Genomic DNA, 21,049 nt, shown 5'->3' with positions numbered 1-21,049 from the left:
CTAATCGATACATTAACTCCGCGCTCTTCAGAAAGGCTAGGTCGGGCACGCAGATTTGGATTTCGTAGCACCCGATAGCAACCCGCACTGACCAGAATCTGACCAGACAACAAAAAAGCCAACCCCTTCAGGTTGGCTTTTTCATTTGCCGTTCAATAGCTTACGGCCTGATATTCTGGAGCGGGCGATGGGAATCGAACCCACGGCACAAGCTTGGGAAGCTTGGGTATTACCATTATACGACGCCCGCGTGATCCGCATTCTAACAGGGTTTGCCGACGAGCGGCAGGAAATTCCCACTCATTCAGGTGTGCTTAGTTACTGCACACATGAAGTAGAGCACATCATCAATGTGCGAGGCCAACGTGCTGCGCGTGTTTGAGTGCTGCGATGCAAGACCGCACCATGCCCGTATCGAATGACGCTCAGGGATGAGAGTGTGTAGATGTGAGGGCAGGAGCGGAATGCCTTGCGAAGCTCAGACTATCCGGACGTATTTATTCTCTTGGTGGAATCGGCATCAGCCAAATCGTCGTGCCTGCAAGCCGGTCATGCAGAAACTGTTTCGAGCGATCAACAAATGCCCACAAAAATGGCAGTGCAGCAATCGCCAGGGTGAGCCACCAGATCCACTTATTGTTCGCTGATTGCTTTTTTGCCATCCAGCCGTAGAGTGTGGGTGCCATGCATGCAGTGAGGATCAGATAGCGAATCGCAGCGGCTTTCAGCGTGACGGGGTGTTGCTGTGAATCCAGTAATTGCAGCCGCCAGACTTTCATGGCAAGCGTCTGGCCGCGTTTGCGCCAGCAGTAGGCGAAATAGGCAAATACCCCACCATAGACCAATAAAAATTCGAGTACATTACCCTGCATCGAACTCAGGATAAGCGCATAGGAAAAGGCAATTGCAAGCATGACAGCAAGTACGAGAAAAGCCTCGTAGGCCAGGGCAATCAGGCGTCGCCAGCGCGGCGCCACGGTAAGTTGGGTCATTTGCTTGGATGAGTGGAGGATGTTTGAGAGGTGGCCGGATGCTGTGCTGTCATTCGCTTTTGTAATTGCTGACGAGCATGTGCGCGCTGTTCCGGGGACAATTGTTTCAATTTACGGAAGTTCTGCCGAGCCTTACTGCGCTCTTCGGTAGACAGTGCGGCCCAGCGAGGTAGCCGCGCCGATACGCGCGCCTGCTGCTGCGGCGTCATCGATGGATACTGATCTGCTACTTTAACAAGACGCTTGCGCTTTGTATCGGGGTAGGTATCCCATTGTTTCGCCAGCGGCGCCAACACGGATTGCTCGGCAGGGGAGAGTTCCGTCCAGCGTGGGGCTGGTCGGTCGCCGGCAATTGCGAACTGCATGGTGCAGGCCAGCATCAAGGACAAAGCCAGTATACGCATGCTCATTGACCCTTTGTGACCTGATCCACATGGTCACCCAGATAGGCTTCCATGGGCAGTTCATCCGCGAGCAGGTGCAGGTCGTCTTCTTCGTCTTCTACGGTGCCTTGGATGTACAGTGTGACCATCAAGCCAAGCAAAATAGCGAATCCACCCAGCATCCAGCTGCGTTGAACCGGGTGGCGTTCCAGCCAGTAGCCGACACCCGCAAAGACGCCGACATGAGCGGGTTCGCGCGCGTGCGCTAAAGCAGCCATGCGTGCCCGTGACAGCTTGTGAAGCTGGGTCGCATTTAGCGGCGCATCATCGAGATAGCCCGCAATGCTACGTCCGAATTTGTCTTCATTGATGTGGTGAGTGTGTTCCGTTTTCATGATTCTACCCCCCTGGATTTCAGCCAGGCAGCCAGGGCTTGCGTAGCACGCGAGCAATGTGTCTTCACGCTGCCCTCGGAGCACCCCATGGCCTGGGCGGTATCGGCAACGTCCATCTCCTCCCAGTAACGCATGAGGAAGGCTTCCCGTTGACGTGGGGGCAGCGTTTGTAATGCTTCTTCGATGAGCGTAATCGTCTGGGCCCGATCGAGCTGTCTTTCCGGCTTGGCAAAGACCTCGCTCGTCGGGTCGATATCCATTGTTTCCAGTGGATCGACTTCGTCTTCATCCTCCTTGCGGGTGAATAGGGACGAGAAGAGGCTGACCCAGCTGCCGCGTACCTTGCTGCGTCGAAAGTGATCGCGGATGGCGTTTTGCAGGATGCGCTGAAACAGCATGGGCAACTCCTCCACCGGATTATCGGTGTAGCGTTCCGCTAGCCGCATCATGGCGTCCTGCACCAGATCAAGGGCAATGTCGTCATCCTGAACCGCGTATTTGGCCTGTTTGAATGCCCGGCGTTCGACTTCAGCCAGAAAGCCGGACAATTGCTCGTATGTAGCCAGTTTGGGTCTCCAGAGTACGAATTCGTGCGCGCGCTGATACTAGCAAATGCAACAACCGTTTGTCAGTGTGTTTTCTGGATGCTGCATTGCAGAAAAGCGGTTGACTTAGTAGAGGGAACATGGCTAATCTTGAGTCATCTATTTCGCCATCGGCCCGTATTGCACCACCCGCATGTACGGTCCAGCAGCGCTCAAATCGAGAATGTCAGTCAGCCACAAGCTGTCACGATGTTCGCCATTGGCTTGGGATGCATGAGGTTTCATCATGTTTCCAACACTCTTTGAAGTCGTATCAAGACTTTTCGCTGTACACGTTGCAGTTCGCACTATTCGTTTTACAAGTCAGCGTGAGCCCGAGGGTTCGCGTCAGATTCTGGTCAAGTTGTCGCTGGTTCGGCGCATCCGTGATGCATCGAAGCCACGAAACCGGTTCGGGTTGAGCCCGGCTGTTCCGGCATCTGTCGATACGCTGCACGAACGCGATCTGCTTGGTTTTTCTTTACCGAGGAAGACATCATGGAAATGTCCGGAGCGGAAATCCTTGTCCGTAGTCTGCAAGAGGAAGGCGTCGAATATGTGTTCGGCTATCCCGGCGGCGCGGTGCTCGAAATTTACGATGCAATTTTCAAACAGGATCAGTTCAAGCACGTTCTGGTTCGTCACGAACAGGCAGCGGTACACGCTGCAGATGGTTACTCGCGCTCCAGCCGCAAGGTTGGCGTTGCCCTGGTGACCAGTGGCCCCGGTGCAACCAATGCGGTGACCGGCATTGCCACGGCCTATCTCGATTCCATTCCCATGGTGGTGATTTCCGGCCAGGTGCCGACGGCCGCCATCGGTCTAGACGCGTTTCAGGAAGTGGACATGGTGGGGATTACCCGCCCGTGCGTGAAGCACAATATCCTGGTGAAGGATGTCCGTGATCTGGCGTCATCGATCAAGAAAGCATTCTTTATTGCCACGACTGGCCGTCCGGGTCCGGTGGTGGTGGATATCGCCAAGGATGTCACTCAGGCGAAAACGACATTTGCCTACCCGCAGACCATGTCGATGCGCTCCTACAATCCCCCTTCAAAAGGCCATCCGGGCCAAATCAAGAAGGCGGTGAATCTACTGGGTGAAGCACGCCGGCCGGTGTTGTATGTCGGGGGCGGCGCGGTATTGGCCAATGCGTCCGAGCAAGTGCGCGAACTGGCACGCATGACCGGTGCACCGGTGGTGAATACCCTGATGGGTCTTGGCGCCTTCCCGGGCGATGATCGCCAGAATCTCGGCATGCTGGGGATGCATGGCTTGTACGAAGCCAATATGGCCACGCAAAACTGCGATGTGCTGGTTGCCATCGGCGCGCGGTTTGATGATCGCGTCATCTCGGTGCCACAGCATTTCCTGTCGACCCCGAAAAAGATCATCCACATCGATATCGATCCGTCCAGCATCGCCAAGCGCGTGAAGGTGGACATCCCGATCGTAGGCAATGTGCGCGATGTGCTCGATGAAATGATCGGCTTGATGAAGCAGACGGGCGTGATGCCGCCAGCCGAGCCGCTGGCTGCCTGGTGGCGCCAGATCGAAGAGTGGCGTCGTCACGACTGCCTGAAATTCGAATGGTCGGACGAGGTGATCAAGCCGCAATATGTGGTGCAGAAGCTCTACGAAATCACCAAGGGCGATGCCTTTGTGACATCCGATGTCGGCCAGCACCAGATGTTTGCTGCGCAGTACTACAAGTTCAAGAAGCCGCGTCAGTGGATCAATTCCGGCGGTCTGGGCACCATGGGTTTCGGCTTGCCGTCGGCCATGGGCGTGCAGCTGGCTAATCCCTACGATACGGTGGCCTGTATTACCGGCGAAGCGTCGATCCAGATGTGTATTCAGGAGCTGTCGACCTGCAAGCAGTATCACATCCCGCTGAAGATCATTAATCTAAACAATCGCTATCTGGGCATGGTGCGCCAGTGGCAGGAGTTCTTCTACGGCAACCGTTACTCCGAATCCTATATGGATGCGCTCCCTGATTTTGTGCGTCTGGCCGAAGCATACGGCCACGTGGGTATCCGCGTGGAGAAGCCGGGCGATGTCGAAGGTGCACTGCGCGAGGCCATGAGTCTCAAGGATAGGCTGGTTTTCCTCGATTTCATTACCGATCAGAAGGAAAACGTCTTCCCGATGGTGCAGAACGGCAAGGGCCTCAACCAGATGGATCTGCCGGCTCACATGCGCGAGCTGCAATTGGGGCAGGCGAGCAAAGAGCGTGACTACGGTCATCTGTGCTGAGGGAGAACGCCATGAGACACATTTTATCGATTCTGATCGAGAACGAAGCCGGTGCGCTGTCGCGTGTGGTGGGGCTGTTTTCCGCACGGGGTTACAACATCGATTCGCTGACTGTATCGACCACTGAAGACGCCACCCTGTCGCGGATGACCATCGTGACGCACGGGTCGGATGATGTGATCGAGCAAATCACCAAGCAGTTGAACAAGCTGATTGAAGTCGTGAAGGTGATCGACCTGAACGAGTCCGACCACGTGGAGCGCGAACTGATGCTGATCAAGGTTCGGGCCACCGGCAAGGATCGCGACGAGATGAAACGCATGAGCGACATCTTCCGCGGGCGGATTCTGGATGTAACCGAGAAAACCTACACCATCGAGCTGACCGGCGAGAGCGCCAAGCTGGATGCATTTATCGGCAGCGTCGACCGCACGTTGATTCTGGAAACTGTTCGCACAGGCGCATCGGGTATCGGGCGTGGCGAGCGGATTCTGAAAGTTTGATTGAGAAAGACACCTGCAGCAGGTGCCGGAGCACCCAGGCAGGTCTGAGACAACAGATTAGATAAGGAACAGATCATGAAAGTTTATTACGACAAAGACGCCGACATCAGCCTCATCAAGGGTCGCAAGGTTGCCATCATTGGTTACGGTTCGCAGGGCCATGCCCATGCGCAGAATCTGACGGACTCCGGTGTGAACGTGACCGTGGGCCTGCGCCGTGGCGGTGCATCGTGGAGCAAGGCCGAGAGCGCTGGCCTGAAGGTGGCTGCAGTGGCCGATGCGGTGAAAGAAGCCGATGTGGTCATGATTTTGCTGCCGGACGAATCGCAGCCGGACGTGTACTACAAGGACATCGAGCCGAACATCAAGCAAGGCGCTGCGCTGGCCTTTGCACACGGCTTCAACATCCATTACAACCAGATCGTGCCGCGTGCCGATCTGGACGTGATCATGGTGGCACCGAAAGGCCCGGGCCACACCGTGCGTTCGACCTACAAGCAAGGTGGCGGTGTGCCGTCGCTGATTGCGGTGTATCAGGACAAGAGCGGTAAGGCACGCGATGTGGCGTTGTCCTATGCGGCTGCCAATGGCGGCACCAAGGGTGGCGTGATCGAGACCTCCTTCCGTGAAGAAACCGAGACTGACCTCTTCGGCGAACAGGCTGTGCTGTGTGGTGGTGCGGTCGAGCTGGTGAAGATGGGCTTCGAAACCCTGACTGAAGCGGGCTATGCACCGGAAATGGCTTACTTCGAGTGTCTGCACGAACTGAAGCTGATCGTCGACCTGATGTACGAAGGTGGCATCGCCAATATGAACTACTCGATTTCCAACAATGCCGAGTACGGTGAATACGTGACTGGCCAGGAAGTGATCAACGAGCAGTCCCGCGCTGCCATGCGCAATGCCCTGAAGCGCATCCAGACCGGTGAATACGCCAAGCGTTTCATTCTGGAAGGCAAGACCAACTATCCGGAAATGACGGCCCGCCGTCGCCTGAACGCTGCGCACCCGATCGAAGTGGTCGGCGAGAAGCTGCGCGACATGATGCCGTGGATCAAGGCCAATAAGCTGGTGGATCAGAGCAAGAACTGATTGATTGCTGAGTTGAAATGAACAAAGGCCGGGGAATCCGGCCTTTGTTGTTTGGAATGCAGATGCTTATCCGCGCTTGGCCGCCATCGTCTCACCCATCCGCGTCGGGCGAGTCGCTCTCCAGTCAGACTGGAACTGCACGCCAGCGGCTTCAGGGAAACACAGAACCACAGTTGAACCCAGCAGGAAGCGGCCCATTTCCTCGCCCTTCTTGAGGTTGATGCCCTTGCCTGTGTAATCCCACTCGCGTATTTCACCGGGGCGCGGCGGATTGACGACGCCATGCCAGGTGGTGGCCATGCTGCCAACGATGGTTGCGCCCACCAGCACCAGTGCCATCGGACCATAGGCGGTATCGAACAGGCAGACCACGCGCTCGTTCCGCGCAAACAATCCCGGTACGCCGCGCGCGGTGGCTGGGTTCACGGAGAACAGATCGCCCGGCACATAAATCATCTTGGTGAGTGTGCCATCGCAGGGCATGTGGATGCGGTGGTAGTCACGTGGGCTGAGATAGATGGTGGCGAACTGGCCGTTTTCGTAACGCTTGGCCGTAGCGGCATCGCCGCCCAGCAGGGCTTGCGTGGAATACTGATGACCCTTGGCCTGAAAAATCTGATCGCCTTCGATCTTGCCGAGCTGACTGATGGCGCCATCGACCGGACACACCCAGGGGCTCTCCGCAATCGGACGGGCGCCCTCTTTCAGCGGCCGGGTAAAGAACTCATTGAAGCTGCCGTAGTAAGCCGGATCCGGATGTGCAGCTTCCGCCATGTTCACATTGTATTGCTGGATGAAGCGGCGAATCGCCCATTGCGATACTGTCTTGCCGCGATAGTTGGCGAGCCAGCCCGCCATCCGGGTCAGCGCGAGTTTCGGCAGGCAATACTGCAGGGCAACGAACAATTTGTCGGACACGATTCACCTCGATTTCAGTACAAGCGGCGCATTTTACCTAAACCGCGCATCCATCGTGCCGGCAAATCGAATTTTGTCCTGTTAATCGATGCGTGAGTCAGTTTGGTGTTGCGTGCGTGTCGGCACGAGCGAGCTATGAGTGTGATGTGGTTTGATCATGAATGATCACGGTGCGACACTGCCACGCTATCAGCACAAGTCGTTTCTACAAGATTAAATCTGGAGGTTGGCATGCTGGATGGAATGGGCGGAAAGATAGCGGGAGGCAGGACATTAACCATTCTCGGATGTCTGGCAGTGCTGCTGTTGCAAGGGTGTGCATTCACCATCAAGGACGACATGCTGATCAACAAGGTTGTCGTTGAGAAGCGCCTGAGCGAACTGGCACCGGAGCACGCAATCACAGTGGCGATGCCTGATGGTGACAAGCTCGAAGGATTGTTCATTCCATCCCCACAGGCGCGTGCCTCGGTGCTGTTTCTTGGCGGGAACGCGCAGTCGGTACAGGGCAACTACCGCTTCCTCACACAGTATGCAGACAAGCAGCATGTGAATGTGATGTCGGTCAATTATCGTGGCTATGCCTTTAGCGAAGGACAGGCGCATACCGAAACGCTAGCCGATGATGCGGCTATTTGGCTGGAGTACTTGCGTGCGCGCCCGGAAGCAAAGGGTTTGTCCATTGTGATGCATGGATTGTCGATCGGCAGCATTACGACTGGGGCATTTCTGGGGCGGGCGCATGTGGATGGCGTGATCCTGGAAAGTACGGTGACAGACGTGCGCCAGTGGGAAGAAAACGCGGTGCCCGGATGGGTGAAGTTGTTCGTGCGACTGGAGTACGGCCCGTTTATCACGGTGTACGACAACCGCAGCAATATCAAACGCTATAACGGGCCACTGCTGGTCATCACCGGTGGGCAGGATAGACTGACGCCACCAGTGATGTCCCGAGCCGTATTCGAAGCATCAGGTTCCGCGAAAAAGCAGTTGCTGGAAATTCCGCAGGGCGGGCATGTCGGCCTATGGGTATATCCGGAATATCAGGGTGCGGTGGATCGCTTCTTATCGGAATTGAAGTCGGAGCAACCGGCGGCATCTGTCAACCCGACGGCCGCAATTGCAGCGAATTGAGCGCGAAGCATAGAAGAGCATGCGGGCAGCCTTGACACACAGGGTGCCCGCTTTTACTCTCACTGGATGAATCCGAACACCCGTCCCCAAGCAGGCGTCAAGCGCGACCTGCGCCGCCAGAGCATCTATCTGCTCCCGAACAGTTTCACGCTGGCTGCATTGTTTTGCGGCTTCTATGCCATTGTGCAGGCGATGAACCGTAACTTTGATCACTCTGCTGTCGCCATTTTTGTGGCGATGGTGCTGGATGGCATGGATGGCCGCGTTGCCCGCATGACGCATACGCAAAGTGCCTTTGGTGCAGAGTTCGACTCGCTGTCGGACATGGTGTCCTTCGGTGTGGCCCCTGCACTGGTTGTATACGAGTGGATGCTGCGAGGTTTTGGCAAACTGGGCTGGATTGTGGCCTTTATCTATTGCGCTGGTGCTGCACTGCGTCTGGCGCGTTTCAATACCAATATCGACGTGGTCGACAAGCGCTTCTTCCAGGGCATGCCTTCACCTACGGCTGCGGCTATGGTGGCAGGCCTCGTGTGGGTGTCGCTGGAAATGGAATGGAGTGGTGAAGGCCTTCGCTGGGGCGCGCTGTTTGTGACCGCGTTTGCCGGCCTGACCATGGTCAGCAATGTGAAATACTGGAGCTTCAAGGAAATTAATTTCCGCAAGACGGTACCGTTTTTTGTGCTGGTGCCGGTGGTGTTCCTGTTGCTCGCAATCGCCGCCAAGCCCCAGGTAGCCTTGTTTGCGCTCTTTGTGGCCTATGGTTTGTCTGGCTATGTGATGTGGCTGGTCAATAAGTTACGTCACGGCAAGAAGGCTTGACAGGCGTTTCTACATCCCCTATTGTCGATCTTATGGAACTGTTCATCGCTGCCCTTCTGTCGCTACTACTACTATCCCGTCTCAAAGACCGGGCAGGCAGTCGCGCACGCGTAAAGGCCACACAGCGTTGACAGCATAAGGATTACCAAAAAAGCCGCCCGGCAACCGTCGGGCGGCTTTTTTTCCGTCTGGCGTTCCGGCACCCCATTATTTTGCCAGACGAGGTCATCATGTATCGCATCGAAGCCATTGCCCCGGTTCACTTGCCCGGTTTTCGCCTGACGCTGGATCAAGTGGCGCGCGAAGATCGCTATTTCCGCATTGATCGTGCCCCCAGCCTGTATCGCCTGTGTTCCGACGTGGATACTTCGCTGGCGCAAGGCGGTGTACATCGTGTCGCGACTGTCCAGAACGAAGTGGTGGGCTGGTGTGATATCCGTCCGCTTGATGCGGGCGACTGCGCCGAGCTTCGCATGGGGGTGGATGCTCGTTATCGCAATCAAGGGATGGGCAGCGAGTTGATGCAGTCGGCGCTGGATGCGGCATGGCAGCAGGGCATCCGCCAGATCACACTGGAAATCTACAATGGCAGCGAGGCAGCTGCGCGATTCTGCGAGCGAGCCGGGTTTCGCCGCGTGACACCGGAAGGTGTTGCGCCAAGCGCGAAAGACGGGCACGGGCAGACAATCGTCATGGCGCTTTCGCGTCCGGTACAGTAGGCTGCGCGCGGACCCACCCTGGTCCGCGACAAGCCCCACGAAGGTTTGGAACACTGGAGAGAGACATGAGCAACAATCGCCTTTACATCTTTGATACGACCTTGCGCGACGGTGAGCAAAGCCCCGGCGCCGCCATGACCCGCGATGCGAAGATCCGCGTCGCCAAGCAACTCGAACGCCTCGGTGTCGACATTATCGAAGCGGGTTTCGCCGCCGCCAGCCCGGGTGACGCAGCGTCCATCCGCGCGATTTCCGAAGTCGTCACTGAATCTACTATTTGTTCACTGGCACGTGCCAACGAGCGCGACATCCGCGCCGCCGGTGAAGCCATCCAGCCTGCCAAGCGCGGCCGGATTCATACTTTTATCGCCACCAGCCCGATCCACATGGAGCACAAACTGCGCATGAGCCCGGATGCGGTGGTGGAAGCAGCGGTGAAGGCCATCAACGTCGCTCGCGAATACACCGACGATGTCGAGTTCTCCGCTGAAGACGCGATGCGTTCGGAAATCCCTTTCCTGTGCCGTATTTTTGAAGCAGTCATCAAGGCGGGTGCCAAAACCATCAATGTGCCGGATACCGTCGGTTATTCCGTGCCTTACCTGACCACGGAATTCTTCCGCAAGCTGATCGAAGGCACGCCGAATTCCGATCAGGTGATCTGGTCGGCGCATTGCCACAACGATCTGGGCATGGCGACTGCCAATTCGCTGGCAGCGGTACTGGGTGGCGCACGTCAGGTGGAATGTACGATCAATGGTCTGGGCGAGCGCGCGGGCAATGCAGCGCTGGAAGAGATCGTGATGGCCGTGAAGACCCGTAAGGATGTCTTCAATGTCGAAACCGGTATCGATACCACCCAGATCGTGCCGGCGAGCCGTCTGGTGTCGTCCGTCACCGGCTATCCGGTGCAGCCGAACAAGGCGATTGTCGGCGCGAATGCGTTCGCACACGAGTCCGGTATCCATCAGGATGGCGTGCTGAAACACCGCGAAACCTACGAAATCATGTCCGCCGAAAGCGTGGGCTGGAATACCAACCGCCTGACACTGGGCAAGCTGTCTGGTCGCAATGCCTTGCGCTCGCGACTGGAAGAGCTGGGCGTGTTGCCGGAAAGCGAAGAAGGCTTGAATGCCGTCTTTGCACGCTTCAAGGAGCTGGCTGACAAGAAGCGCGAGATTTTCGACGAAGATTTGCTGGCGCTGTTGGGTCACGAACAAACCGTTGCCGAGAAGTTCCGTCTGCTGTCGCTGAAGGTGGTATCGGAAACCGGCGAGCGCCCAGTGGCCAATCTGGTGATCAGTGTCGATGGCGTGGAAAAAGCCATCTCCGCCAACGGCGCAGGCCCAGTGGACGCGACCTTCAAGGCCATCGAATCCTTTGTTAACAGCGGTGCAGACCTGCTGCTGTACTCGGTGAGCGCCATCACCAGCGGTACCGACAGCCAGGCTGAAGTGACTGTGCGCCTGAGCCTGAACGACAAGGTGGTCAACGGGCTGGATGCCGATATTGATGTGATCGTGGCATCGGCGAATGCGTATCTGGCGGCGCTGAATAAGCTGGGGGTGTAATCCTTCGCGCGTGGGAGAGGGCGACCCTAGGTCGCCCTTTTTTCATCAATGCCCGTGTCCTGCCTCCGGCTTCTTCACCGTCACTTCCACTGATGCATCCCTATGCGCCGCATGTTCAGCGCGATGTGCTTCCGGTGGTGCGGCGCCATATTCGTAGGCGACCGTTCCCTTCCGCGGGGTATACCAGCCGGGATCGCTGTAATCGCCGGGCTTTTGATCGCGGCGGACTTTGATCACGCTGAACATCCCGCCCATTTCCAGCGAGCCGTAAGGGCCGTCGCCGGTCATCATCGGCAAGGTGTTGGCGGGAAGCGGCATTTTCATCTCGCCCATTTCCGCCATGCCGGATTCGCCCATCTTCATATAGCCGGGGATCAGATTGCTGATGCGCTCGGCTAGCTCGCCCTGTTCCACGCCAATCATATTGGGCAGACCGTGACCCATGGCGTTCATGGTGTGGTGGCTCTTGTGGCAGTGAATCGCCCAGTCACCCGGTTCGTCCGCCACGAATTCCAGCTGGCGCATTTGTCCGACCGCGATATCGGTGGTCACTTCCGGCCAGCGTGCGCTATGAGGAATCGGGCCGCCATCGGTGCCGGTAATCGTAAATTCGTGACCATGCATGTGAATGGGATGATTCGTCATGGTGAGATTGCCGACGCGAATCCGAACTTTGTCATGCTGGCGGACATTCAGCGTATCGATTCCCGGAAAGACACGGCTGTTCCACGTCCACAGATTGAAATCCGTCATGGTGCTGGGTTTCGGCAGGGCGCTGCCGGGTTCGATATCGTAGGCACTGAGCAGAAAGCAGAAATCCCGATCGACCGTGCTGATATGCGGATGGGCTTTGGCCGGATGCGTGATCCACATACCCATCATGCCCATCGCCATCTGGGTCATCTCGTCGGCGTGCGGATGGTACATAAAGGTGCCGGGCCGTTTGGCGACGAATTCATAGACAAAGGTCTTGCCGGGTTGAATTGCAGGTTGGGTCAGTCCGGACACACCATCCATGCCATTGGGCAGACGCTGGCCGTGCCAGTGCATACTGGTGCGCTCCGGCAGGCGATTGGTGACGAAAATGCGCACCTGATCGCCCTCTACGACTTCGATGGTCGGGCCCGGAGACTGACCGTTATAGCCCCAGAGGTGGGCAATCATGCCGGGCGCGAGTTCGCGATTGACCGGTTCGGCCACCAGATGGAACTCCTTTACGCCCTTGTTCATGCGCCAGGGCAACGTCCAGCCGTTCAAGGTGACAACCGGATTGTAGGGCCGACCGGTAGACGGATGCAGTGGGGGGCGCGTGCTGGCCGAGGTTTCGATAACAGGTTCGGGCAGGGCGGCAAGTGCCGGACGGCTAACGGTAGCGGCAGCAATGGCACCACCGGCCATACCGAGAAAATGGCGACGGGATGTCATGGCTGGTCTCCGGTAGAGAGGGTGGGCGCGCCCAGTAATTCGCTTTCAAGGGCAGCGTCGGCTTGCCAGAAGCGCCGTTCGGCTTCGATGGTGTCGATCACGGTATTGATCTGTTCACGGGCGCTATCGAGCAATTCGAACACGCTGATCAGCATGCCGTTGTATCGCAGCAGGTTTTCATGGGCGATCTGTTCACGAAGCGGCAGTAAGGTGCTGCGCTGACGACGGGCAATATCGAAGCGCGTCAGGTAATCGCCATACTGGCTGCGCAGGCTGGAACCCGCGCGGCGCAGTGTGGCATCCAGTTGCAGGGCGGCCGCCTGCGTGCGCGCATCCATGCCTTGTCGCGTCAGTTCGCCGGTATCGAAAACGGGAAGCGCCACACCCAGTTCCCAGCCCTGACTGCGTTCCGGACCGGTGCGCTTGGCGTGCAGGGTCAGTTCGGCACGGGTATAGCTTTCCGGTAGCGACAGCGACTGTTCCGCTGCGGCGGTGGCCAGTGCGGCGCGGGCGAGGCGAACATCCAGCCGCTGTTCTTTGACCCTCTGATTGATTTGCTCGGCACTGCGGGCGGTGGCGGGTAAATCGGGTAGTTGCTCGGGTAAGGCGAGGCTCGCAGCTTGCTCATCATTCAAGCCCAATTGGCGAATCAGGCGCTCACGCTGCTGCTGGGTATGCAGGCGCGCTTCAGTCAGGCGATTGGCTGCTTCGGCGGCAAAGGCGCGCTGGCGGGCGAGATCGAGTGCGCTGATGCTACCTGCTTTCTGCATTTTATCGGCCAGATCGCCGGCGATCGCGGCACTTTCGGCCACATCTTCGGCATAGCTGAGCTGCTGCTGCGCGGCGACCGCATCCACCCAGGCCAGACGCACGGCACGCAGTTCGCTCAGCAAAGTCATGCTCAGTTGCAATTGCTGTTGCTGTTGTGCTGCTGTGGACACCCGCTGGCGTTGCGGCCAGGTCAGAAGATCAAAGAGGCCGATACTGAGCGCGCGCTCGATCTCCACTTCCGGGCCTGTCAGTCGGGTAAAGCCAAGAACCGGATTGGCGGGACGACCGGATGCCGCGCTTTGTGCAATGTCGGCTTCAGCTTGCCGGATCAGGGCGCGCAGTGCGGGGCTGTGCAGCAGCATCAGGCGCTCGGCGGCTGCGCGGTCGAGTGGCCGCGCGAGCAGGGGGTTTATGTCCGATGAGGTATCGGTCAACGATGCAGGATGTGATAGCGCGAGGTCGCGCTGCGTGTGTTCGAGTAGCGTGGCGCGGTCGAGATGCGCGCAGCCACCCAGCATCAGGCCGAATGCGCTCACCAGCGTGAGGCACCGCGCCTGTTTGGCAAGACCATACATGGGTCTGTCTCCCGTTCAGGAAAGCGTGTGATTCAACGATATACCGTGACAAGCGCATGCGCAGGGCATGATGTCACGGCGCGAGATCATCAGGCAGATCTGGGCGGGCGCTCGGGAACGGGAAGGCTGACAGAATTCAGGGAAACACGAAGATGGGTCGCTGGCGGCAAGGGCCGGATGGGCGCGGCGGCGACTAGCGGCAAGGTATTGCTGAGCATGCTGATACAGCAACTGGCATGCGCGCAATCCTGAACCGGTGCAGCATCGGGGCAGTGACAGTGGGGGCTGGCTTGTGCGGCGGGTGTGACGGCTTGAACAGGCAGGCTGCTCCATGCCCGGCTGTTCAGGGCCAGACAGGTGAGGCACAGCAGTAGCAATCGCAAGACAAACGTACACATCCTCACAATATAACACGCAAGCAGCCGATGCGTGATCCCTGCCGGTTTCCATTTACTGGTAGAATTCGCCGCTTGATTCAAGGTGCCGCAGTCGCTCAGGCTGTGGTTAAACGGGAAGCAGGTGTGAATCCTGCGCTGTCCCTGCAACGGTCATCACGTGTGGGTGAGCCAGATAGCCACTGTGGCGTATAGCCATGGGAAGGCGGCTCATCAAGTCGTGTCAGCCCGGATACCGGCCTTGTCGTCCCGCAACGAGGCTGCACGGGAGACTGACCTCATGTGTTTCACATTCAATGCCACTGGAGCCCTCCAGTGAGCATGCATCTTATTCTGGGCGGCGCCCGCAGTGGCAAAAGCCGTCGCGCACTGTCGCTTGCACAGGCGCATTCGGGGCCGGTGAGCTGGATCGCCACTGCCCGTGCCGATGACGACGAAATGCGCGATCGCATTGTCCACCATCAGGCTGAACGCCCGCCACATTGGTCTACCGTCGAATCGCCGCTACATCTGGCGGATGCGCTGCGTCGCTGTTCGAACAGAATGATCGTGGTCGATTGTCTGACGTTGTGGGTAGCCAACTGGCTGTGCGAACAGCCCGATGGCTGGCCCGCAGCACGTAGCGATTTCCTCGATGCACTTTCGCAGTCTAAGGCCGAAGTCGTACTGGTCAGCAATGAAACCGGACTTGGCATCGTGCCGGACAATGCGCTGGCGCGGCAGTTTCGCGACGAGGCTGGCAGACTGCATCAGGATCTGGCGGCAATGGTCGACGAAGTGGTGTTCATGGTGGCAGGGCTGCCGATGATCGTCAAAGCATCGTCTTCAGAACAGAAAACGCAATAAAGTAAAGCCGAAAACGGAGACACAATGGCATTCAGATGGTGGCAGGAGCAGGTGCGTCCGCTCGATGAGGCGGCACGATTGGCTGCACTCGCACGGCAAGGTGTACTGACCAAACCGGCAGGGTCACTCGGTGAACTGGAGTCGATTGCGGTGGCGCTGGCGGCGATGCAGAGTAATGCCTGCCCGAGCTTGCGCAAGCCATGGATCAGCATATTTGCAGGCGACCATGGCATTGCCGTTGCAGGCGTATCGGCCTATCCGCAGGCTGTTACGGCGCAGATGGTTGCCAATTTCGCCCGAGGCGGTGCAGCGATTTGCGTACTGGCGCGTGAAATTGGCGCGACGCTGGAAGTGGTGGATGTGGGCGTGGCGGGGGATACAACCGGCCTAACCGGGGTTGAGCAGCGCAAGGTCGCGCTTGGCACGGCCAATCTGCTGGAAGGTCCGGCCATGAGCCGCGAACAGTGCGAACTGGCGCTGGCAGCGGGATGTGCGTCGGTGAACGCTGCGCGTGAAGCGGGTGCCGATTGTTTTATGGCCGGCGAGATGGGGATTGCCAATACCAGCAGCGCCTCAATTCTGGCAGCGGCCTTGCTTGGTGAGACGCCATCTCATCTAAGCGGCCCCGGCACCGGACTGGATGCCGCAGGCGTGGCGCGCAAAGGCGCCTTGCTGGATGCCGCACTCATCAAGCATGCATCGGTCAGCAACGATGCCCACGCCGTCCTGTCCGCACTCGGCGGATTCGAGATCGCTGCGATGGCGGGTGCCTATATTGCTGCGGCTCAAACCGGCATCCCGATTCTGGTGGATGGGTTTATCAGCACGGTAGCCGCCCTTGTCGCCACGCGCCTGAATCCGGGCGTACGCCAGTGGATGCTGTTTGCGCATCAATCCGCCGAGCCCGCGCATGCGCGCGTACTGGCGGCATTGTCAGGTCGCCCAGTGTTGACGTTGGGCATGCGGCTGGGCGAGGGCAGTGGCGCGGCAACGGCTTTCCCGTTATTGAAGCTGGCCTGTGCGCTGCACGCGCAGATGGCAACGTTTGGCGAAGCGGGCGTGAGTACCGCTGTCGCGAATGAATCGAAGGTGTGACACATGGATGAACAGGCAAAACAACAGGCCGAAGCTGATCGCAATGCGCGACACGCAGCGCGCATGGCACGCAAGAAGGCGCTGATTGATGCACATATCGCCGCGTCTGATCTCGATACCGGCGTGTTGCTGGTGCTGACAGGCAATGGCAAGGGCAAGTCGTCTTCGGCATTTGGTATGGTGGCGCGTGCCATTGGTCACGGTATGAAAGTGGGCGTGGTGCAATTCATCAAGGGCCGCACGGATACCGGCGAAGAGGCTTTTCTGGGCAAGCATTGCGAGTGGCATGTAAAGGGTGATGGCTTTACCTGGGACACGCAGGATCGTACAGCCGATACCCGTCGCGCCGAAGAAGCGTGGGATATCGCTGCGCGGATGCTGGCAGATGCCAGCTACGAGCTGGTGGTCTTGGACGAGCTGACCTATTGTCTGAGCTATGGCTATCTGGATACCGAGCGTGTGCTGCGCGATCTGGCCAGCCGGCCGGAGATGCAACATGTGGTGGTCACAGGGCGCGGCGCGGTGCCGGGCTTGCTGGACCTGGCCGATACCGTATCCGTGATCGAGAACACCAAGCATGCCTACGAGGCAGGCATCCGTGCACAGAAGGGTGTGGAATGGTAAGGCACTGCCTGTTGGCGTTGATGATGGTGTGGATGACGGCTGCGCAAGCCATATCGGTAGTGGATGACAGCGGCCACACAGTGACGCTTGCCCAGCCCGCCCGCCGCATCATCAGCCTGACGCCGCATCTCACCGAAGACCTGTTTGCGATTGGCGCGGGCCATCTGCTGGTCGCCGCGACGGACTACAGCGATTATCCGGCTGCTGCCAAAGCCATCCCGCGCGTGGGTGGCTACGACAATCTGGATCTAGAGCGTATCCGCCTCTACAAACCGGACCTGATTCTGGCGTGGTCGGGGGGCAATAGCCCGCGCCAGCTGGAACAGGTCGCCAAGTTGGGGCTGCCGGTATATTACGATGATCCCAAGACGCTTGCCGATGTTCGCCATTCACTCACGCGGCTCGGTGAGCTAACCGGTCGTGCTCAGGCCGCACAGCATCTCAATGCCACGCTGCTCAAACGTGAACAGGCCTTGTCGACCCGTTTTGGGGGCAAGCCGGTGGTGAAAGTGTTCTATCAGGTGTGGGACAAACCGCTGATGACCATCAATGGCGAGCAGGTGATGTCCGACATCATGCAGCGTTGCAGTGGCCGCAATGTGTTTGCCGCACTCAAGGCGCGTGCGCCGACTGTGGATGAGGAAGCGGTGCTGGCCGCCGCGCCTGATCTGATTGTCACCAGCGGTGATGGCGAAGCCAAGACGTCGTGGCTGACCCACTGGCAGCGCTATCCCGGCGTGCCTGCCGTCAAATACGCACAACTGAAAGTCTTGCCGCCCGATGTATTGAGCCGCATGGGGCCGCGCCTGGTCGAGGGGGCAGAAGCGCTGTGTGCCGCTATCGACGGAGCTCGCCGTCCATGATCGGTCTTGCATGGCATCCGTGTCGCCGCATCTGGGTATGGAGCCTGATTCTGCTCTTGCCGCTATTGTTGCTGGGGCTGAGTGTCTGCGTGGGCAGCAGTGGCGTTGGCGTTGCCGCATTATGGGGGCAGCATGCCGATGCCGCGCTGACACGGGATGTGATCTGGCAACTGCGCCTGCCGCGCAGCCTGTCCGCGCTTGCGGTGGGCGGATTGCTGGCGCTGGCGGGGGTCTTGCAGCAGGTGTTGCTGCGTAATCCGCTAGCCGATCCCTATGTACTGGGCACCTCTGGCGGTGCGGGCGTCGGTGCTTTACTGGCGATGTTGCTGGGTGCAGGCACCGCGATGGTTTCACTTGCCGCAGGCGGCGGCGCGTGGATCAGTACAGTGCTGGTATTTGTACTGGCACGAAACGATCACTCAACCCAGCGCACACGCCTGCTGCTAACCGGTGTGGCGGTGGCTTCCTTTGCCAGTGCGCTGATCGCATTGATTCTGAGCATTGCCCCCGATGGCATTTTGCGCGGCATGATTTTCTGGATGCTGGGCGATCTGGCCGGTGCGGATTGGCACTATGCCTTACCCGGGCTGTTGGCATTGCTGGCGCTGGTCTGGCCGTGGCTGCGTGATATCGACATGCTGGCACAGGGCGAAGCGCGTGCACATGCATTGGGTGTATCGGTGCGGCAGATGCACTGGCTGCTCTATACCGTCTCGGCTATGGCGACTGCACTGGCGGTGACCACGGCAGGGGCAGTAGGGTTTGTCGGCCTGATCGTGCCGCATGCCTTGCGATTATTGCTCGGGTCGTCGTTGCGACAATTGCTGCCTGCGAGTGTGCTGTGTGGCGGGGCGGTGTTGCTGGCTGCGGATATCGTGGCGCGCACTGCCTTTGCGCCGCAGCAGCTACCGGTCGGCGTCGTCATGGCGATCTGCGGTGTACCGGCGTTTCTGTATCTGCTGGCGCGTTTTCAGGGGAGGCGCTGATGCTGACGCTGCAACAAGTCTCGCTGGTGCGCGGCCAGACTGCGCTGGTGCGCAATCTCGACCTGACGATTTCAGCTGGCGAATGCTGGCTGGTGCTGGGCGAGAATGGTTGTGGCAAGAGCACGCTGCTGGCGCATCTGTCGGGTTGGCTGGTACCTGCACAGGGCAAGGTTCTGCTGCAAAACCGGATGATCAGTCACTGGCCCGCCCGCGAGCGCGCCCGGCAACTGGCCTGGCTGACACAGCAGGATGAACATCCTTTTCCGATTTCCGTGCGCGATCAGGTGTTGTCCGGCAGACATCCCTGGCAGGATCGCTTTGGGTGGACTTCGGCCGAGGATCAAGCGCTGGCAGAACGATGTCTGCAACGGCTTGATCTGACGCATCTGGCAGATCGTGATCTGGCAGATTTATCGGGCGGCGAACGGCGCCGCACCAGTCTGGCGACCGCGCTGATGCAAACGACGCCGCTTATGTTGCTGGACGAGCCGCTGTCACAGCTTGATGTGCGCCATCAGCAGCAGGCATTGGCGTTACTGCGGGAGGAGTGCGATGCCGGACGAACGCTGGTGATGGTGAGTCACGATCCCAATCACGCCCGTGATCTGGCGACCCATGTCCTGCTGCTGGCGGGCGATGGCAGCTGGCGCGCTGGTGCGGTGGATGAACTGCTCACCGAAGCCCATTTGTCCGCACTCTATGGCTATCCGCTGCGTGCTGCCGAGGTGGATGGTGAGACGTACTTTTTCCCCGCGAGCCATACAGCATGAGTTCGCTCTGGCTGATCCGGCATCCTGCGGTGCTCGATATGACAGGCCGATGCTATGGTCAACTGGACGTTGAGGTTGACCCGGATGTATTACGCACCGCCATCGAGACATTGCGTTCGACCCTGCCTGACTGGCCGGTGTATGCCAGTCCCGCTAGCCGCTGCATGAAGCTGGCGCAGGCGCTATCACCCGATGTGGTCTGCATGGATAGCCTGCTCGAACTCGACTTTGGCGCATGGGAAGGGCTGCACTGGGAAGATATCCCGCGCAGCGAACTGGATGCGTGGGCTGAAGACATTCTGAACGGCGTGCCGGGTGGCGGAGAGCGTGTGGCAGATATGATCCATCGGGTCAGTACCGCAATTTCGGAAATTGCGGCGGCTCATCCACATGGCGCAATCATCATCACACACGCAGGCCCCATTCGCAGCCTGATGTTTCAGGCGGGCTTAAGCAATGCATCCGACCGCTGGCAGGTGCCCGTGCCCTTTGCCACGCCCATCCTGATTGACTGGATATCTGAATGAATCAGTTGTTACTAGCGATTCAATTTCTGACCCGGCTGCCTGTGCCGCGCAATCTGCCATTTTCACCCGATGCGCTGGTGGCCTCTGCGCGCTGGTTTCCGCTGGTGGGGGTGCTGGTGGGCGGATGCGTGGTGCTGGCTGCATATCTGGGCGGGCAGATTGATCCGTGGCTCGGCGCATGGCTTGGCCTGATTGTGTGGGTGTGGGTAACGGGCGGGCTGCATCTCGATGGACTGGCTGATCTGGCAGATGGGCTCGGTGCCGCGCATCGTGATACGTCCCGATTACTGGCGGTGATGAAGGATCCGCATCTGGGTTCCTTTGGCGTGCTGGCGCTCATCGTGCAAACCTCGGGGAAGCTGGTTCTGTTGATGTTGCTGGTAAAACAGCATGCACTGATACATCTGATCTGGATTGCCGCATGGGCGAGACTCGGGCCGCTATTCTGGCAATCGTTGCCGCCACTGGTCAGCGGTATGGCTGAAGCATTCAGCTGGCGTATTCCAAAGCTGGCGCGCCTATTGTGGGGCGTAGGGCTGATGGCGGCAGGGTGGATGTACCCTGCGCTGTGGCTGGCACCGCTGCTCATTGCGCTCTATCGCGTCTGGCTGGAACGTAGACTGGGCGGCGTATCAGGCGATTGCCTCGGGGCGGGAATCGAGTGTGTGGAGACCGGTTTGATGCTGGCGGTCGCAAGCGGGCCGTTGATCCTGTCGCTCACTCGTCTCCTGTAGCACACACAAGACATACAGGCGAAAAAAGTGCCCGGATGTGACCATCCGGGCCCAAGAATCGAGAAA

The 21,049-nt window shown here is 58.7% G+C and carries 23 protein-coding genes, 1 tRNA gene and 1 riboswitch; of the genes, 15 read left to right on the top strand and 9 right to left on the bottom strand.

Annotation, left to right across the window (positions count from 1 at the left end; genetic code table 11):
* Window positions 1-176: 176 nt before the first annotated feature.
* The 5 genes from KSF73_01325 to KSF73_01305 form a co-directional block, all read right to left on the bottom strand.
* Window positions 177-250: transfer RNA gene (locus tag KSF73_01325), tRNA-Gly, on the bottom strand.
* A gap of 247 nt (window positions 251-497) precedes the next feature.
* Entirely contained in the window at window positions 498-992 is a 495-nt protein-coding gene (locus KSF73_01320; GenBank protein ID MBV1774347.1) for an RDD family protein, read from the bottom strand.
* Entirely contained in the window at window positions 989-1,402 is a 414-nt protein-coding gene (locus KSF73_01315; protein MBV1774346.1) for a DUF3106 domain-containing protein, read from the bottom strand. The genes KSF73_01320 and KSF73_01315 overlap by 4 nt, the downstream gene beginning before the upstream one ends.
* Window positions 1,399-1,770 carry a DUF3619 family protein gene (locus tag KSF73_01310; GenBank protein MBV1774345.1) on the bottom strand — a complete coding sequence of 124 codons (372 nt, stop codon included), beginning with the start codon at window positions 1,768-1,770 and terminating at the stop codon, window positions 1,399-1,401. Before KSF73_01310 ends, KSF73_01315 begins: the two co-directional genes overlap by 4 nt.
* Window positions 1,767-2,336 (bottom strand): RNA polymerase sigma factor, encoded by a 570-nt coding sequence (locus tag KSF73_01305; protein ID MBV1774344.1) that lies wholly within the window; start codon window positions 2,334-2,336, stop codon window positions 1,767-1,769. The genes KSF73_01310 and KSF73_01305 overlap by 4 nt, the downstream gene beginning before the upstream one ends.
* Window positions 2,337-2,858: 522 nt before the next feature.
* Between KSF73_01305 and ilvB the strand changes: the two genes are divergently transcribed.
* The 3 genes from ilvB to ilvC all read left to right on the top strand — a co-directional run bounded on the left by ilvB (window position 2,859) and on the right by ilvC (window position 6,208).
* Window positions 2,859-4,613 (top strand): biosynthetic-type acetolactate synthase large subunit, encoded by a 1,755-nt coding sequence (ilvB, locus tag KSF73_01300; GenBank protein ID MBV1774343.1) that lies wholly within the window; start codon window positions 2,859-2,861, stop codon window positions 4,611-4,613.
* An 11-nt stretch (window positions 4,614-4,624) separates the two neighbouring features.
* Window positions 4,625-5,116, top strand: a complete 492-nt coding sequence (ilvN, locus tag KSF73_01295; protein ID MBV1774342.1) for an acetolactate synthase small subunit — start codon at window positions 4,625-4,627, stop codon at window positions 5,114-5,116.
* 75 nt (window positions 5,117-5,191) lie between these two features.
* Window positions 5,192-6,208 (top strand): ketol-acid reductoisomerase, encoded by a 1,017-nt coding sequence (ilvC, locus tag KSF73_01290; protein MBV1774341.1) that lies wholly within the window; start codon window positions 5,192-5,194, stop codon window positions 6,206-6,208.
* Window positions 6,209-6,274: 66 nt separating this feature from the next.
* Here the strand turns inward: ilvC and psd are convergent, their stop codons facing one another.
* On the bottom strand, window positions 6,275-7,126 hold the full coding sequence (gene psd / locus KSF73_01285) for a phosphatidylserine decarboxylase (protein MBV1774340.1): 852 nt from the start codon (window positions 7,124-7,126) through the stop codon (window positions 6,275-6,277).
* A 231-nt stretch (window positions 7,127-7,357) separates the two neighbouring features.
* On the opposite strand from psd, the gene KSF73_01280 reads away from it, so the two are divergent.
* From KSF73_01280 to KSF73_01265, 4 genes are all read left to right on the top strand, one after another.
* Complete coding sequence (locus KSF73_01280; GenBank protein MBV1774339.1) at window positions 7,358-8,260, top strand: lysophospholipase; 903 nt, start codon at window positions 7,358-7,360, stop codon at window positions 8,258-8,260.
* 66 nt (window positions 8,261-8,326) lie between these two features.
* Window positions 8,327-9,082 (top strand): CDP-diacylglycerol--serine O-phosphatidyltransferase, encoded by a 756-nt coding sequence (gene pssA / locus KSF73_01275; protein ID MBV1774338.1) that lies wholly within the window; start codon window positions 8,327-8,329, stop codon window positions 9,080-9,082.
* A gap of 230 nt (window positions 9,083-9,312) precedes the next feature.
* The gene (locus tag KSF73_01270) at window positions 9,313-9,801 is read left to right on the top strand and encodes a GNAT family N-acetyltransferase (protein ID MBV1774337.1); all 489 of its coding nucleotides are present in this window, start codon (window positions 9,313-9,315) and stop codon (window positions 9,799-9,801) included.
* 65 nt (window positions 9,802-9,866) lie between these two features.
* Window positions 9,867-11,372: a 2-isopropylmalate synthase gene (locus KSF73_01265; GenBank protein ID MBV1774336.1), complete on the top strand. Its 1,506-nt coding sequence runs from the start codon at window positions 9,867-9,869 to the stop codon at window positions 11,370-11,372.
* A 45-nt stretch (window positions 11,373-11,417) separates the two neighbouring features.
* On the opposite strand, the gene KSF73_01260 is transcribed toward KSF73_01265, so the two are convergent.
* The 3 genes from KSF73_01260 to KSF73_01250 all read right to left on the bottom strand — a co-directional run bounded on the left by KSF73_01260 (window position 11,418) and on the right by KSF73_01250 (window position 14,526).
* Entirely contained in the window at window positions 11,418-12,797 is a 1,380-nt protein-coding gene (locus tag KSF73_01260; protein ID MBV1774335.1) for a copper oxidase, read from the bottom strand.
* Window positions 12,794-14,143 (bottom strand): transporter, encoded by a 1,350-nt coding sequence (locus KSF73_01255; protein ID MBV1774334.1) that lies wholly within the window; start codon window positions 14,141-14,143, stop codon window positions 12,794-12,796. The genes KSF73_01260 and KSF73_01255 overlap by 4 nt, the downstream gene beginning before the upstream one ends.
* An 89-nt stretch (window positions 14,144-14,232) precedes the next feature.
* Entirely contained in the window at window positions 14,233-14,526 is a 294-nt protein-coding gene (locus tag KSF73_01250; GenBank protein ID MBV1774333.1) for a hypothetical protein, read from the bottom strand.
* Between the two features lie 78 nt (window positions 14,527-14,604).
* Window positions 14,605-14,797, top strand: a riboswitch (cobalamin riboswitch).
* Between the two features lie 62 nt (window positions 14,798-14,859).
* On the opposite strand from KSF73_01250, the gene cobU reads away from it, so the two are divergent.
* Genes cobU through cobS form a run of 8 tightly spaced genes read left to right on the top strand, consistent with a single transcriptional unit; the run spans window position 14,860 to window position 20,983 of the window.
* A complete protein-coding gene (gene cobU / locus KSF73_01245) occupies window positions 14,860-15,384 on the top strand; it encodes a bifunctional adenosylcobinamide kinase/adenosylcobinamide-phosphate guanylyltransferase (protein ID MBV1774332.1) in 525 nt (174 codons plus the stop codon).
* 24 nt (window positions 15,385-15,408) lie between these two features.
* Window positions 15,409-16,479, top strand: a complete 1,071-nt coding sequence (gene cobT, locus KSF73_01240; protein ID MBV1774331.1) for a nicotinate-nucleotide--dimethylbenzimidazole phosphoribosyltransferase — start codon at window positions 15,409-15,411, stop codon at window positions 16,477-16,479.
* Between the two features lie 3 nt (window positions 16,480-16,482).
* Window positions 16,483-17,103 (top strand): cob(I)yrinic acid a,c-diamide adenosyltransferase, encoded by a 621-nt coding sequence (gene cobO / locus KSF73_01235; protein MBV1774330.1) that lies wholly within the window; start codon window positions 16,483-16,485, stop codon window positions 17,101-17,103.
* The gene (locus KSF73_01230; GenBank protein MBV1774329.1) at window positions 17,097-17,966 is read left to right on the top strand and encodes a cobalamin-binding protein; all 870 of its coding nucleotides are present in this window, start codon (window positions 17,097-17,099) and stop codon (window positions 17,964-17,966) included. The genes cobO and KSF73_01230 overlap by 7 nt, the downstream gene beginning before the upstream one ends.
* Window positions 17,963-18,952 carry an iron ABC transporter permease gene (locus KSF73_01225; GenBank protein MBV1774328.1) on the top strand — a complete coding sequence of 330 codons (990 nt, stop codon included), beginning with the start codon at window positions 17,963-17,965 and terminating at the stop codon, window positions 18,950-18,952. The genes KSF73_01230 and KSF73_01225 overlap by 4 nt, the downstream gene beginning before the upstream one ends.
* Window positions 18,952-19,722 carry an ABC transporter ATP-binding protein gene (locus tag KSF73_01220; GenBank protein ID MBV1774327.1) on the top strand — a complete coding sequence of 257 codons (771 nt, stop codon included), beginning with the start codon at window positions 18,952-18,954 and terminating at the stop codon, window positions 19,720-19,722. Before KSF73_01225 ends, KSF73_01220 begins: the two co-directional genes overlap by 1 nt.
* Window positions 19,719-20,249, top strand: coding sequence for a histidine phosphatase family protein (locus KSF73_01215; protein MBV1774326.1), 531 nt, complete (start codon window positions 19,719-19,721; stop codon window positions 20,247-20,249). Before KSF73_01220 ends, KSF73_01215 begins: the two co-directional genes overlap by 4 nt.
* On the top strand, window positions 20,246-20,983 hold the full coding sequence (cobS, locus tag KSF73_01210) for an adenosylcobinamide-GDP ribazoletransferase (GenBank protein ID MBV1774325.1): 738 nt from the start codon (window positions 20,246-20,248) through the stop codon (window positions 20,981-20,983). The genes KSF73_01215 and cobS overlap by 4 nt, the downstream gene beginning before the upstream one ends.
* Window positions 20,984-21,049 lie beyond the last annotated feature (66 nt).

The sequence above is a fragment of the Burkholderiaceae bacterium DAT-1 genome (assembly GCA_019084025.1).
Lineage (GTDB): Bacteria > Pseudomonadota > Gammaproteobacteria > Burkholderiales > Chitinimonadaceae > DAT-1.
The sequence above is the reverse complement of the archived record's forward strand: the minus strand, read 5'-3'. Positions and strand labels throughout refer to the sequence as shown.